The organism is Bradyrhizobium sp. Ken51 (genome assembly GCF_055807435.1).
In genome coordinates this window covers 109,478-123,016 of sequence record NZ_JBVVPB010000018.1, presented here as the reverse complement: position 1 = coordinate 123,016, position 13,539 = coordinate 109,478, and the positions used below count along the sequence as shown (strand labels likewise).

Genomic DNA, 13,539 nt, shown 5'->3' with positions numbered 1-13,539 from the left:
GTGACATCCTCCTTCGCCCTAAGCCGGCTGATCTTCAGTCGCCTCGGCCTCTTCGGCGGGCTTGGCGAGATCGGCCTCGGTGATCCAGCCGGCCTTGACGCGGGCCTGCATGATCATCGCTTCAGCATCGTCACGGGAGATATCGAGGCCATCGAGCGCGCCCGGATATTTAGTCTGCTCGCCGCCTTCCTTGCGCTCGGTCCAGCCGACCAGATCGTCCGTGGCGCAGCCGGCGAGGTCGTCGACCGTCTTGATGTCGTTCTCGCCGAACTTCACCAGCATCTTCGAGGTGACGCCGGGCACGTCCTTTACGGCGTCCTCGACGCCGAGCTCCTTGCGCCTGGCCTCGAGCTCGGCTTCGAGCTGTTCGAGATATTCACGGGCGCGGTTCTGGAGTTCCTGCGCGGTCTCCTCGTCGAAACCTTCGATGCCGGCGAGTTCCTTGACATCCACCATCGCGAGTTCCTCGACGGAGGTGAAGCCTTCGGACGCCAGCAATTGGCCGACCACTTCGTCGACGTTGAGCGATTCCATGAAGACGCGGGTGGAGTTCTCGAAATCGGCCTGGCGGCGCTCCGATTCCTCCTGCTCGGTCAGGATGTCGATGTCCCAGCCGGTGAGCTGCGAGGCCAGACGCACATTCTGGCCACGGCGGCCGATCGCCAGCGAGAGCTGGTTGTTGGTGTCGGGCACGACGACCTCGATGCGCTCGCGGTCTTCGTCGATGACGACCTTGGAGACCTCGGCCGGCGCCAGCGCGTTGACCACGAAGGTCGCGATGTCGGGCGACCACGGGATGATGTCGATCTTCTCGCCCTGCAATTCGTTCACCACCGCCTGCACGCGCGAACCGCGCATACCGACGCAGGCGCCGACCGGATCGACCGAGGAATCGCGGGAAATCACGCCGATTTTTGCGCGCGAGCCGGGATCGCGGGCGACCGCCTTGATCTCGACGATGCCGTCATAGATCTCGGGCACTTCCTGCGCGAACAGCTTGGCCATGAACTGCGGATGGGTGCGGGAGAGGAATATCTGCGGGCCGCGGGTCTCGCGGCGGACGTCGAAGATGTAGGCCCGGACGCGGTCGCCGTTGCGGAACACTTCGCGCGGCAGCATCTCGTCGCGGCGGATGATGGCCTCGCCGCGGCCAAGATCGACGATCACGCTGCCGTATTCGACGCGCTTGACGACGCCGTTGACGATGTCGCCGATGCGGTCCTTGAATTCCATATATTGCCGGTCGCGCTCGGCTTCGCGCACCTTTTGCACGATCACCTGCTTGGCCGACTGCGCGGCGATGCGGCCATATTCCAGCGGCGGCAGGGTGTCGGCGATGGTGTCGCCGACCTGGGCACCGGGATTGGCGCGCTGCGCATCCACCAGCGAGATCTGGTTGGAATGGTTTTCGACCGTTTCGACCACCAGCATGTGGCGCGACAACCGCAGCTCGCCCTTCTTCGGGTCGATCTCGGCATGAACGTCGGTCTCGCTGCCGTAACGGGCCCGCGCCGCCTTGGCGATGGCATCCTCCATCGCCGCGATGACGATGCCGCGGTCGATCGATTTCTCGCGCGCAACGGCGTCGGCGATCTGAAGCAATTCAAGTCGATTGGCGCTGACTGCCATGGCTAGTCTCCTTCGTCAGGATCGATCTCGCCTCGTCGCGCGCGTTCGGCGGCCAGGCGATGTTTCTTGGTATTGGTCGGAGCCGGCTTCTTCGTAGGGGCCGGCGCCGGCTTCTTAGTCGGCTTGGTGTTCTTGGTCGTCTTTTCGCTGATGCTGGCGTGCGGTGCCGCCGGCGGCTCAAGGCCGAGATTGCGGCGCATCTCGCGTGCCTGGGCCTTGCCGCGGCGCATGGATTCCGCGATCAGCTCGTCGGTCAGCACCAGCCGAGCCTCGGCGATGTCTTCCATCGTCAGGAGAACGTCGGCAGCCTCGGTCCCCTTGACGTCGTCGCGATGCAGATGCAACCGGTCGCCTTCGACGGGGCCGATCGTGCCGCGGAACCGCTTCCGCCCCTCGTGGGCGACCGCCATCTCGATCTTCACCAGATGGCCGGCATAACGTTCGAAATCGGAGCGGCGCACCAGCGGGCGGTCGATCCCCGGCGAGGAGATTTCCAGCCGGTAGGCGCGATCGACGGGATCGGCGACGTCGAGCACGGGCGACAGCGCCCGCGAGATCGCCTCGCAATCCTCGATCTGCATGGAGCCGTCCGGCCGCTCGGCCATGACCTGCACGGTGCAGCCGGATTCCCCGGAAATGCGGATCCGCACCAGGCGGTAGCCCATGCCTTCGAGCACCGGCCCGGCGACCGCGGACACCCGTGCCGCCACGCCCGGCTCGACCACGAGCCTCGGCTCGGCCAGCAATTCGGCATCCGTGGAACCAGGGTTCGGTTCGGTCATGTCAGAGGTCAAGGCGCTCGATATGGTTAAGGCTTGGTTTAAGATCTCAAAGCTCGCTTCGGAACTCTCCCGACAGATCGCCGGGCCGCATATCTTCCACCAAGCCGCCTTCAGGTAATAAAAAAGAGCGGGTCCTTTCGGGCCCACTCTCACTACGCGGATCGTATGAGAAGATGAATCGGCGCTGATATAGCCCTTTCCGTCTTCCCGGACAAGGCCCATGCAGGGCAGGCTAGGCTTTTTGCGCCCGGCCCGCGGCCCCGCGCAACGCTTCCTTCACCTCCGAGGCCTAAATTCCCTGATTGTGGGGCGGCTTGGACCGAGGGCGCACCCGCGGCGTGCCCCGTACGAGTTTGCGTTTCATGACCGTTGCCACGTCGCTCATTCCCGGACTGGACGATATCGTCAAACGCGGCGACCCGCGGCGTCGCGGCGAGATCGCGCACGCCATCTCCCAATTGTTCTTTCAGGACGCCGAGAACCTTCGTCCCGATGTCATCGATCTCTTCGACAACCTGCTGATCGATCTCGTCCCGCATGCCGAGCTCGCCTCGCGCGTCGATCTCGCCGAACGCTTCTCGCGCCTGAACAACGCGCCGCGGCACCTCGTGAGCCAGCTCGCGCGCGAAAACGAAATCGCGGTGGCGGGCCCCGTGCTGCGCCATTCGCCCGTGCTCGACGACGCTGCTCTCGTCGAGATCGCGCGACTGAAGGGCCAGGGCCATCTGCTGGCGATGAGCGAACGCCCCACGCTGTCGGCCGTCATCACCGACGTGCTGGTCGAGCGCGGCGATCGCGACGTGGTGCGCCGCGCCGCGGGCAATTCCGGCGCGGCGTTCTCGCCCGGCAGCTATTCCGAGCTGATCAAGCGTGCCGCGCAGGATGGCGTGCTGACTCTCAGGATCGGCCAGCGTAGCGATCTTTCGGGTGAGAACCTGAAACAACTTCTCGACGGCACGCTCGACGTCATCCGCCGTCGCCTCTCGAGCGTGGTCAATCCCGTGCGCCAGGTCGAGATCAAGCGCGCCATGGCGGCCATCGAGGAAGCCACGCTGCCGCCGGGCCCGCGTCGCGATTTCTCGGGGGCGCAGCGCACGGTGCTGGCCTTGCATCGCGAGGGTCATCTTGGCGAGAGCGCGCTGCTTGGATTCGCGAAGGCCCACAAATACGAGGAGGCGATCGCCTCGCTTTCGGCAATGTCCGGCGTCCGCCTCACGATCCTCGACCGCCTGATCACGGGTGACCGCTACGATCCAATTCTGGTTCTCGCGCGCGTGCTGAATGTCAGCTGGCCGACGGTGCGGGCGCTGATCCTGATGTGGTACGGCCCGAATCGCACGCCAGCCGACGCCGATCTTGAGCAGGCGCGCGCGAACTTCACGCGGCTGATGCCGACGACCGCCGAGCGCGTCGTGAATTTCTGGCGCAACCGGCAGACGATCTAGACCCGCCTGAATCGCAGATACGCGGCCTTGCGGCCTTCGCGCGCGGCTTTCCTTCCGTAACGCGTCATGGTGTAGCCAGCCCAGGGTTGCCGGAAATCATCAGCGCGCTCCGCAAGCCAGACGAAATCCGTCGAGCGCGACAGATGCGATAACGTCCAGGCGCAGTAATCGTCGATGTCGCAGACGAAACGAAATTCGCCGCCTGCTTTCAGCACGCGCGCCATCGCGGCGATGGTCCGGTCCTGGACGAAGCGCCGCTTCCAGTGTCGCCGCTTCGGCCAGGGATCGGGATGGATCAGGTCGATCCGCGACAGCGAAGCCTTCGGCAGCCAGGCCAGGAGCTCGGCGGCATCGCCTGCGAACAGGCGGATGTTGCCGATGTCGGCGGCCTCGATCTGCGCGAGGATCTTCGCCATGCCGTTGACGTAAGGCTCGCAGCCGATGAAGCCGGTGGTGGCGAAGTTTTGCGCTTCCGCAGCAAGATGCTCGCCGCCGCCGAAGCCGATCTCGAGCCGCAAATCGTCGGCTGCGGGCACGAAGATCTCGCGGGCATCCGCCGGTGCTTCGCGATCGATGGCGAGCGCAAGACGCGGCAGCAAATGATCGATCAGCTCGGCCTGGTGCTGCCTGAGCTTGTGGCCCTTGCGGCGTCCGAAGAAGGCGCGCTCGCTGTCCTCGCGATCGGGATCTGATTTGCGCTCACTCATCGTAGCGTCTGGTACAGGCGATGAAGCAGCCGCGCGCGCGGTTCGAGCGACGAGACATAGAGCTGCTCATAATGAGTGTGCGCGCCCTTACCGTCGACGCCGAGCCCGTCGAGCGTCGCGGTGTGGGCGGCGGTGAAATTACCGTCCGAGCCGCCGCCGGTGTGAACGTCGACCAGCTCGAAGCCGATCTCCGTGGCAACCGTCTTCGCATGTTCGTACAGCGAGGCGCCGGCATTGCTCTTCTCGTAAGGCGGACGATTGAGCCCGCCCGTGACCTTGACGGTGACGCCATCCGTCTTCGATGTCAGGGCGAGGATCTTGCCGACGAATTCATCCGCGTCCTTCAGGCTCAGCACGCGCAGATCGATTTCGGCATAGGCTTCTTCCGGCGTCACGTTGGGCCGCGTGCCGCCGCGCACCACGCCGACATTGACGGTGACGCCGCGCGCCAGATCGTTCATCGCTTCCAGCGCCAGGATGACGTTGGCGAGCTCGCGGATCGCGCTGCGGCCATCCTGGGGCCGCGTGCCGGCATGCGCGGGCACGCCCTTGATGAACACTTCGAATCGCCCGACGCCCTTGCGGCCGGTGACGATCTTGCCGCCGTCGCGGGCCGGCTCCGTCACCAGCACGTACTTCGCTTTGCGCCCTTCGGTCTCGATGAGTGCGCGAGAGGTGGGGCTGCCGATCTCCTCGTCGGAGGTGAACAGATGGGTGATGCCGAGCGGCGAGCGATCGGCTGTGGCACAAAGCGCGCGAAAGGCGTGATGGGCGATGTAGGCGCCGCCCTTCATGTCGTAGATGCCGGGACCGAATGCGCTGTCGCCTTCGACCTTGAACGGCAGGCGCTCGATGAATCCCATGGGGTGAACGGTATCGAGGTGGCTCAGCACCAGGATGCCGGGCCGGTCCTGACCCCAGGTCGAGCGCGCCACGAGATGATCGCCGCAGCCATCGACGCCGGCGATGCGCTCGAGCGTAACAGGGAGGTCGCGGTATTGCTCCGCGACCATCGAGACCAGCTTGTTGACCTGTTCAGGCGCGTCCGTTGGCGTCTCGACCTCCACCCAGCGGCGGATGCCATCGAGAATAGTTTGAGAATCGAACCAATTGGAGCTGACCATGAGCGCATCTGTGCCTTTGAATCGCATCATCGAGGAAGACGCGCATCAAAGCGCGGCCACAAATGACGACATAGGCCAGATTTGACGCAGCCTCAAATCGGATTGAGATACCGCCTCAGCGCTTATCGGGGCCTTCGCGGGCCGCGATCTGCTCGACGAGATCGACGATCGAGCGGCGCATCTTGGAATCGGTGATTCGGGTGAACGCCTTGGTCAGGGCGAGTCCTTCGGAAGTCGCGAGGAAATCCGAGACGTAAGACGGCGATGCGCCTTCTGCGAAGCCGTCCGGCCCCGCCACGCCGCTCGGACCGCCCTCGAACAGGAACGACACCGGCACCTGGAGAATTTCGGCAATTTGCTGGATGCGGCTCGCGCCGACCCGGTTTGTGCCCTTTTCGTATTTCTGAACTTGTTGGAAGGTCAGGCCCAAAGCTTCACCCAGCTTTTCCTGGCTCATGCCCAACATGATGCGGCGCATCCGCACGCGACTGCCGACATATTTGTCAACAGGGTTGGGCGCTTTCGACATTTCCTCAGCCCTCCAAACATCACCTTCGGCGCAATCAGGAATGCCTCAGGTGTAAGCAACGTCAAAATCAGACCCTGTTATTGGGAAACATTGCGGAGAAATTTAGCAATACCCACTGTCTTTTGCAGCCGGTGCAGAATGAGGAGGCCGCGTGCAGTCTGTCAACCGTGGGACTACGGTTGTCAAAAGTTATCGGCCGCGGCTGCGCGATCAGAGGTGCCGTTTGGCAACACGTCGGCGGACCGCCACAAACACGGCGAGCGCGACGAGCATGGCCGCGGGGACGTCGCCCACGCGCGCATAGATGGTCGGCGGGATCGCGGCGGGCAGATCTGCATCCAAAATGCCTTCGATCCCGAGACCGAGACTGGCGACGATGCGTCCCACCGGATCGATTACCGCGGAAACGCCGGTATTGGCGGAGCGAACCAGCGGCAATCCGAGCTCGATCGCGCGCATCCGCGCCTGTTCGAGGTGCTGATAGGGGCCCGTCGAGATTCCGAACCAGCCGTCATTGGTGAGATTCACGATCCAGCCCGGACGTTCATTGCGTCCAGCCACCTCGCCGGGAAAAATTGCTTCGTAGCAGATCAGCGGCAGCGCGGACGGCGCACCGGGGACCGGCAGCGCATGCCGCACGGTGCCGGGAATGAAGCCGCCGCGCACACGCGTGAGTTGCTCGAAACCGAGCTTCTCCATCAAGCCCTGATACGGAAGAAATTCGCCGAACGGCACCAAATGCAGCTTGTCGTACATAGAGAGCACGCTGCCGTCGTGGTCGATCACATAAATCGAATTATAGGCGCGGGTGATCGGCGTGCCCCGCGGCAGGTCGGGCGCGCGGACCGAGCCCGTGATCAGCACGGTGCCCTTGGGCAGAAGCTCCGCAATTTGCGCCATCGCATCGGCTTCGCGAGTCAGGAAGAACGGAAAGGCGGATTCCGGCCAGATCAGGATGGTGGCATCGCGCACGCCGGTCGATTGCGGCCCGGAGGCGCGGTCCGACAAGGCCAGATATTTCTTCATCACCTCCGCCTTGGCGGCGTAGTTGAACTTCGCGTCCTGCTGGAGATCCGGCTGCATCAGGCGCAACTTGGTGCCCGCGACCATCGTGGTCGGATGCAGCGACAGGCGGATCGCGCCGAAGATGCTCATGACAAGCAGGAGCGCCACGGCTGCGGCCGGCGCGCGCCACGCCAGGCGGCGATCGGGCGTGCGGTCGATCAGCGCCGCCGGGCTCGCGAAGATCGCAACCGTCAGGAAAGTCATACCCCACAGGCCGATCAGCGACGCCGTTTGTGCCAGCGGCAGCGGCTCGGAGAGCGCATAGCCGAACGCGTTCCAGGGAAAGCCGGTCAGCGCATGACCGCGCAGCCATTCGGTGATGGTGAGGCTTGCCGCGAGCGCAAGCACGCGCGTCGCATTCTTGGTCCAGAGCAGGCGGGCGAGCGCAAAGCCCATTGCCGTGAATATGGAAAGATAGGCCGGCAGGCCCAGCACAGCGAACGGTGTCAGCCAGGCGAATACATCGGCATCGACGAAGAAGGCGTAGCCGATCCAGTAGAGGCCGGGCACGAAATAGCCGAGCCCGAACCAGTAGCCGGTCAGCGCCGCGGCGGGGACGCCGCGATATCGTCCGGCGCCGGCGCCGTCGATCAGCCAGACCAGCACGGGGAAGGTGATGAACAGCACCGGGAAGGCGTTGAACGGCGCCAGCGCCAGCACCGAGAGCGCACCGGCAGCCATCGCGACGAGCGCGCGCTTCCATCCCCAGGTCAGGATGATGGCAAGCGCGATCTGGCGAAATCGCTGGAAAGGGCTCACTGCGGACCGGTCCCGTCGCTTGGCGGCGGGGTGGGCGTGTCGCTGGCTGTCGGCGGGCTGCCATCCGGCGCAGCCTCGCGGCGCCGGCTCTCGCGCTGGGTGCGCGGCGCGGGACGCTCCTTTCGCGTCGAGATCCGCAGTCGCTTGACCCGGCGCGGATCGGCATCGAGCACCTCGATCTCGTAATGGCCGGGGCCCGAGATCACCTCGCCACGCACCGGCAGGCGCCCGACGAAGCTGACGAGATAACCGCCCAGCGTCTCCACTTCCTCGCCGGCCTCCCCGGTGACGAAATCCTCGCCGATCACGGTGCGGACGTCGTCGAGGCTGGCGCGGGCGTCGGCGATGAAGGCGTTGTCGGGCAGCCGCACGATCGAGGGCGGCTCGTCGCTGTCATGCTCGTCGTCGATCTCGCCGACGATCTGCTCGACGATGTCCTCGAGCGAGACCAGGCCGTCGCTGCCGCCATATTCGTCGACCACCAGTGCCAGATGGATGCGGGTGGCCTGCATCTGCGCGAGCAGGTCGATCGCCCGCATCGACGGCGGCACGTAGAGCAACTTGCGGATGATGCGCGCTTCTTCGAGCGGCAGCGCGAGATCGACCGTACGCAGATCGAGCCCGGCCGGCAGCGGCTTCTTGCGCTTGGTTTTCGTGACCCCCGACACGCGCGCACGCGCGGTCATGAAGGCGAGCAGATCGCGGATATGGACGATGCCGACGGGATCGTCGAGCGTCTCGTTGTAGACCACAAGGCGCGAATGGCCGGCGCTCTCGAAGCGGTCCATCAACTCGCCGAGCGGGATGTCGCGCTTCACCGCGATGATGTCGGCGCGATGCACCATGACATCGGCGATGCGACGCTCGTGCAGGCCGAGGATGTTGCGCAGCATGGTGCGCTCGACCGTCGAGAAGCCGGTGTCGTCCGGCGTCGTGGCGTCGAGCACGACCTGGAGGTCGTCGCGCACCGAACCCGCCTTCCAGCCGAACAGGCTGCGAATGGCACGCAGCAGCCAGCCTTCCGCGGTCGGGCGCATCACCTCGCCGGGCGTTACCACGACCGGCAAATTGGCCGTAGTGCGCGGATTGTCTTGAATCGGGTCGGAATCCGGCATCTCAATGCGTCCCTGGGCGGTCGGCATAGGGGTCGGGAATGCCGAGATGAGCCAGGATCTCTCGTTCGAGCGCTTCCATTTCCTCGGCGTCGTCTTCATTTTCGTGGTCGTAGCCGACCAGATGTAGGAAACCGTGCACGGCGAGATGGCTCAAATGATGATCGAACGGCTTTTGTTCCTCGTCCGCCTCACGCCGCATGGTCTCGTAGGCGATCGCGATGTCGCCGAGCATGCGCGGGGCATCGCCCGGTTTCCAGTCGCCTTCCGGCTGCAGCGCGGGAAACGACAGCACGTTGGTCGGCTTGTCGATGCCGCGCCAGTTGCTGTTCAGCGTGCGGATGCCGGCATCATCGGTCAGCATCACCGCCACTTCCGCCTCCGCAACGTCTTCGTCGACATTCTCGGCGGCGGCCGCCACGGCGCGCTGGATCACGGCTTCGGATTCGGGCTCCCGCTGCCAGCAATCGGCGACGACGAGGACCTCGGTGATGGGAAGGTTGGAGTGTGACATTGTCCTTGTTCGGAACGAAGGGGCGGCTAGTCCACGCCCATATGGTCCGGTTGCTGTCTCGTCAGGATTTACCGGCGGCCGGCCGCTGCGGTGCCCCTTCGTAGGCGGAGACGATCCGCGCCACGAGTTCGTGGCGGATCACGTCTTCGGCCTTGAAATGAACTTGCGCAATGCCTTCGACGCCGCTCAGCAGGCGCGTCGCCTCGGCGAGGCCCGAGGTCTGGCCATTCGGCAAGTCGATCTGCGAGGGATCGCCGGTGACGATCATGCGGCTGTTCTCGCCGAGACGGGTCAAAAACATCTTCATCTGCATCGACGTGGTGTTCTGCGCCTCGTCCAGGATGATGGCCGCGTTGGTCAGCGTGCGACCGCGCATAAAGGCAAGCGGCGCGATCTCGATCTCGCCGGTCTGCAGCGCGCGCTCGACAATGCGCGCGTCCATCAGGTCATAGAGCGCGTCGTAGATCGGGCGAAGATAAGGATCGACCTTTTCGCGGAGATCGCCGGGCAGAAAGCCGAGCCGCTCGCCGGCTTCCACCGCCGGGCGGGACAGGATGATCTTGTCGACTTCCTTGCGCTCGAACAGTTGCGCGGCATGGGCGACCGCGAGCCAGGTCTTGCCGGTGCCGGCGGGGCCGATGCCGAACACCAACTCGTGGCGCTTCAGCGCGCGGATGTAGGAATCCTGCGCCGCCGTGCGCGCGCGCACCGGGCGCTTGCGCAAATTGATACTGTCGAAGGTGGATTTGGCCGACTTGGCGTCGAACTCGAATAGCGAGCCCTGCGCGATCACGGCACGGATCGCGCCCTCGACCTCGCCCTGGTCGAGATCCTGCCCCTTCACGGCCTGGGCATAGAGTGTCTCCAGCACGCGGCGCGCGGCATCGCAGCCGTCGCGCGAGCCGCCGATGGTGATGTGGTTGCCCTTGGAATCGACGACGACGCCGAGCCGCCGTTCGATCTGTGCCAGATGCTGGCCGTAAGGGCCGACCAGCGCGGATGCGGCGCGGTTGTCGTCGAAGTCGATGACGACCTGGGTCTCGGGTGGAACCTGCATGTCGCGGTCAAATTTGCGGCTAGGAGCGATGGAAGAAGACGAATCCGATGCGCTTTTGGGCAAGGGTTCAGGCTCCAGTGGCGATGGGCGATAAAGCGGGCTCGTGCGCCATGGCGAGCTCACCGAGGAAGCTGTAGCGTTCGAGGCTGTCGATCCGGACCGGCAGGATTTGTCCGATGATGTCGGGCGAGGCCATCACATGCGCGGGCTGGAGGAAGGCGGTGCGGCCGACGATCTGGCCGTCCTTGCGGGCCGGACGCTCGAACAGCACATCGACCGTTGAGCCAATCGCAGCCTTGTTGAAGGCCGATTGCTGGCTGTCGATCAGTTCCTGGAGCCGCTCCAATCGCTGGTCCATCTCGGAGGGGGACACCGTCTCCTGCATGTCCGCGGCCGGCGTTCCCGGCCGGGCGGAGTATTTGAACGAATACGCCGCAGCGTAGCCGATTTGCGTGACAAGCGCGAGGGTGGCGAGAAAATCTTGCTCGCTCTCGTCCGGGAAGCCGACGATAAAATCTGATGAGAAAGCAATGTCTTGGCGTGCGGACCGGAAACGGTCGACGACACGCCGATAATCATCGGCGGTATGTTTCCGGTTCATGGCGGCCAGAATCCGGTCCGAGCCCGACTGCACCGGCAGGTGCACGAACGGCATCAAGGCATCGAGATCGCGATGGGCTGCAATCAAACTGTCGTCGACATCGCGCGGATGGCTGGTCGAATAGCGCAGCCGCGCGACGCCCGGAAGCGCCGCGAGGTGCTCCAGCAGCCTGCCGAGCGGCCAGCTTTTTCCGTCCGGCCCCTCGCCGTGATAGGCGTTGACGTTCTGTCCGATCAACGTGAGCTCGCGCACGCCGTTCTCAGTGAGCCGCTTCACATCGTCGACGATCTTTGCCACCGGCCGCGAGACTTCCGAGCCACGCGTGTAAGGCACGACGCAGAAGGTGCAGAACTTGTCGCAGCCTTCCTGCACTGTGACGAAAGCGGAAATGCCGCGGGCGCGGATCGCGCCGGGCTTGGGCTGGGCGAGGAAGCCGAACTTGTCCTGGGCAGGGAATTCGGTCTCGATGGCGCGGCCCTCATGGCCGGCGCGCTTCAACAGCTGCGGCAAATGATGATAGCTCTGCGGTCCCACCACGACGTCGACCGCGGGTGCACGGCGCACGATCTCCTCGCCCTCGGCCTGTGCCACGCAGCCTGCGACCGCGATCTGCATGGTGCGCCCGTCGCGCGCGGCGGCGTCCTTGGCGACGCGCAGGCGGCCGAGCTCCGAATAGACCTTTTCCGAGGCCTTCTCGCGGATATGGCAGGTGTTGAGGATGACGAGGTCGGCGTCATCAGCGCTGGCCGTCTCCACGAATCCTTCCGGGGCCAGCGTGTCCACCATGCGCTGGGCATCGTAGACGTTCATCTGGCAGCCATATGATTTGATGTGCAGCTTGCGCGGCGGCGTCATGGAATCCGGAATTGAGGTGGGAGGACTGCCCTCAGATATAGGCTGGAGCCGCGAAAATCCAGCGATTGGGGGTCTTTTCGGTCGTCATTCCGGGGCGCGACGCAGTCGCGAACCCGGAATCCAGAGGTTTTGGCACGAGATTCCGGGTTCGATGCTGGCGCATCGCCCGGAATGACGCCGAGAGGCGGGATTCAGCCCGCCAGGGTATCCGCCGCGACCCGCCGGACCAGTTCCGGCAATTGCCGCATATCGTCGAACGTCAATCCGGCCCCGGCGGCCCGTAGTCTTTCAGCGTGGCCCGGCGGGCAATGGCTGCCACCGTGAAAGCCCAGCACGGTCATCCCGGCGGCATGCGCGCCGGTCACCCCGGGGACGCTGTCCTCGATCACGAGGCACCGCTCCGGCGCGACATTCATCTGCGCGGCGGCGAAGAGAAAGAGATCGGGCGCGGGCTTGCCGCGCGCGACCTGGCTCGCGGAAAAGATGTTGGGAGCAAGCAAATCGTAGAGACCGGCGCAGGTCAGGCCGTGGTGGATCTTCTCCGGCGTGCCGCTCGACGCAACGCATTTGGGCAAATCGATTGCGCCAATCGCTGCGGCCACATGGGTGATCGGCTGCAAATCGCTGGCATAGAATTGCAGCGTCGCCGCATTCACTTGGCTCTCGAGATCATCGGGAAGATTGCGGCCAATCTCCTGCTCGACCATTCGCCGTGCATCTTTCTCGGATACGCCGAGAAAGCGGACCAGCACCTGTTCCGATGTGATCGGATAGCCGTGCCTGGACAGCACATCCGCATGCGCGCGACAGGAGATCACCTCGCTGTCCACGAGCACGCCGTCGCAATCGAAGATGACGAGATCGACGGGCACTTAATTCGTGGGTTTGTCGTCGTCGAGCGGGACGCAATAGAGTTCGAGCCGATGATCGACCAGCTTGTAACCGAGCTTGCGGGCGATCTCTGCCTGGAGCTTCTCGATCTCCTCGGAGGTGAACTCGATCACCTTGCCGTCGCGCAGGTTGATGAGGTGGTCGTGATGGCTGTCGCGCATCTGCTCATAGCGCGCGCGCCCTTCGCGGAAATCATGGCGCTCGATGATGCCTGCATCCTCGAACAGTTTGACGGTACGATACACGGTCGAGATCGAGATCTTGTCGTCGACGGCGACACAGCGGCGGTACAGTTCCTCGACATCGGGATGATCGACCGCCTCCGCGAGCACGCGGGCGATGACACGGCGCTGCTCGGTCATGCGCATGCCGGTGGCGGCACAGCGCGCCTCGATGCCGGACGCCTTGGAAGCGGGGGAAGGTTTAAGACCAGTCATGTGATGTCCGCCTGACGGGGCGCTTTCTGCCA

Annotated in this window: 13 protein-coding genes; 1 reads left to right on the top strand and 12 read right to left on the bottom strand. The window is 64.6% G+C overall.

The features are described 5' to 3' along the window. Positions 1–18: 18 nt before the first annotated feature. Positions 19–1,629, bottom strand: a complete 1,611-nt coding sequence (nusA, locus tag AC0L27_RS27385) for a transcription termination factor NusA (RefSeq protein WP_007598336.1) — start codon at positions 1,627–1,629, stop codon at positions 19–21. Positions 1,630–1,631: 2 nt separating this feature from the next. Then, positions 1,632–2,411, bottom strand: a complete 780-nt coding sequence (gene rimP, locus AC0L27_RS27380; protein WP_275168770.1) for a ribosome maturation factor RimP — start codon at positions 2,409–2,411, stop codon at positions 1,632–1,634. A gap of 362 nt (positions 2,412–2,773) precedes the next feature. On the opposite strand from rimP, the gene AC0L27_RS27375 reads away from it, so the two are divergent. After that, positions 2,774–3,856 (top strand): DUF2336 domain-containing protein, encoded by a 1,083-nt coding sequence (locus AC0L27_RS27375; protein ID WP_354205737.1) that lies wholly within the window; start codon positions 2,774–2,776, stop codon positions 3,854–3,856. Here AC0L27_RS27375 and trmB read toward each other — a convergent pair. From trmB to AC0L27_RS27325, 10 genes are all read right to left on the bottom strand, one after another. Continuing rightward, positions 3,853–4,563, bottom strand: a complete 711-nt coding sequence (gene trmB / locus AC0L27_RS27370) for a tRNA (guanosine(46)-N7)-methyltransferase TrmB (RefSeq protein WP_354205739.1) — start codon at positions 4,561–4,563, stop codon at positions 3,853–3,855. The two genes, AC0L27_RS27375 and trmB, sit on opposite strands and share 4 nt — an antisense overlap. Continuing rightward, positions 4,560–5,717 (bottom strand): M20 family metallopeptidase, encoded by a 1,158-nt coding sequence (locus tag AC0L27_RS27365; RefSeq protein WP_275168764.1) that lies wholly within the window; start codon positions 5,715–5,717, stop codon positions 4,560–4,562. Before AC0L27_RS27365 ends, trmB begins: the two co-directional genes overlap by 4 nt. Positions 5,718–5,802: 85 nt before the next feature. After that, a complete protein-coding gene (locus tag AC0L27_RS27360) occupies positions 5,803–6,216 on the bottom strand; it encodes a helix-turn-helix domain-containing protein (RefSeq protein ID WP_007598327.1) in 414 nt (137 codons plus the stop codon). Between the two features lie 210 nt (positions 6,217–6,426). Beyond that, positions 6,427–8,040: an apolipoprotein N-acyltransferase gene (gene lnt, locus AC0L27_RS27355; RefSeq protein WP_354205741.1), complete on the bottom strand. Its 1,614-nt coding sequence runs from the start codon at positions 8,038–8,040 to the stop codon at positions 6,427–6,429. Further along, positions 8,037–9,155 carry a hemolysin family protein gene (locus AC0L27_RS27350; RefSeq protein ID WP_354064409.1) on the bottom strand — a complete coding sequence of 373 codons (1,119 nt, stop codon included), beginning with the start codon at positions 9,153–9,155 and terminating at the stop codon, positions 8,037–8,039. Before AC0L27_RS27350 ends, lnt begins: the two co-directional genes overlap by 4 nt. Position 9,156: 1 nt before the next feature. Next, on the bottom strand, positions 9,157–9,666 hold the full coding sequence (gene ybeY / locus AC0L27_RS27345; RefSeq protein WP_354205744.1) for an rRNA maturation RNase YbeY: 510 nt from the start codon (positions 9,664–9,666) through the stop codon (positions 9,157–9,159). A gap of 61 nt (positions 9,667–9,727) precedes the next feature. Continuing rightward, a complete protein-coding gene (locus AC0L27_RS27340; RefSeq protein ID WP_219678884.1) occupies positions 9,728–10,786 on the bottom strand; it encodes a PhoH family protein in 1,059 nt (352 codons plus the stop codon). Positions 10,787–10,790: 4 nt separating this feature from the next. After that, positions 10,791–12,179 carry a tRNA (N6-isopentenyl adenosine(37)-C2)-methylthiotransferase MiaB gene (miaB, locus tag AC0L27_RS27335; protein WP_354205746.1) on the bottom strand — a complete coding sequence of 463 codons (1,389 nt, stop codon included), beginning with the start codon at positions 12,177–12,179 and terminating at the stop codon, positions 10,791–10,793. A 191-nt stretch (positions 12,180–12,370) separates the two neighbouring features. Then, entirely contained in the window at positions 12,371–13,051 is a 681-nt protein-coding gene (locus AC0L27_RS27330) for an HAD family hydrolase (protein WP_354205748.1), read from the bottom strand. Beyond that, positions 13,052–13,507, bottom strand: a complete 456-nt coding sequence (locus tag AC0L27_RS27325; RefSeq protein ID WP_275168750.1) for a Fur family transcriptional regulator — start codon at positions 13,505–13,507, stop codon at positions 13,052–13,054. Positions 13,508–13,539 lie beyond the last annotated feature (32 nt).

Excerpts from the sequence above, each read along its gene's own strand:
- nusA (WP_007598336.1), bottom strand. The coding sequence starts at position 1,629 with ATGGCAGTCAGCGCCAATCGACTTGAATTGCTTCAGATCGCCGACGCC.
- AC0L27_RS27375 (WP_354205737.1), top strand. The coding sequence starts at position 2,774 with ATGACCGTTGCCACGTCGCTCATTCCCGGACTGGACGATATCGTCAAA.
- ybeY (WP_354205744.1), bottom strand. The coding sequence starts at position 9,666 with ATGTCACACTCCAACCTTCCCATCACCGAGGTCCTCGTCGTCGCCGAT.
- AC0L27_RS27365 (WP_275168764.1), bottom strand. The coding sequence starts at position 5,717 with ATGATGCGATTCAAAGGCACAGATGCGCTCATGGTCAGCTCCAATTGG.
- AC0L27_RS27325 (WP_275168750.1), bottom strand. The coding sequence starts at position 13,507 with ATGACTGGTCTTAAACCTTCCCCCGCTTCCAAGGCGTCCGGCATCGAG.
- miaB (WP_354205746.1), bottom strand. The coding sequence starts at position 12,179 with ATGACGCCGCCGCGCAAGCTGCACATCAAATCATATGGCTGCCAGATG.
- AC0L27_RS27360 (WP_007598327.1), bottom strand. The coding sequence starts at position 6,216 with ATGTCGAAAGCGCCCAACCCTGTTGACAAATATGTCGGCAGTCGCGTG.
- rimP (WP_275168770.1), bottom strand. The coding sequence starts at position 2,411 with ATGACCGAACCGAACCCTGGTTCCACGGATGCCGAATTGCTGGCCGAG.
- AC0L27_RS27350 (WP_354064409.1), bottom strand. The coding sequence starts at position 9,155 with ATGCCGGATTCCGACCCGATTCAAGACAATCCGCGCACTACGGCCAAT.
- trmB (WP_354205739.1), bottom strand. The coding sequence starts at position 4,563 with ATGAGTGAGCGCAAATCAGATCCCGATCGCGAGGACAGCGAGCGCGCC.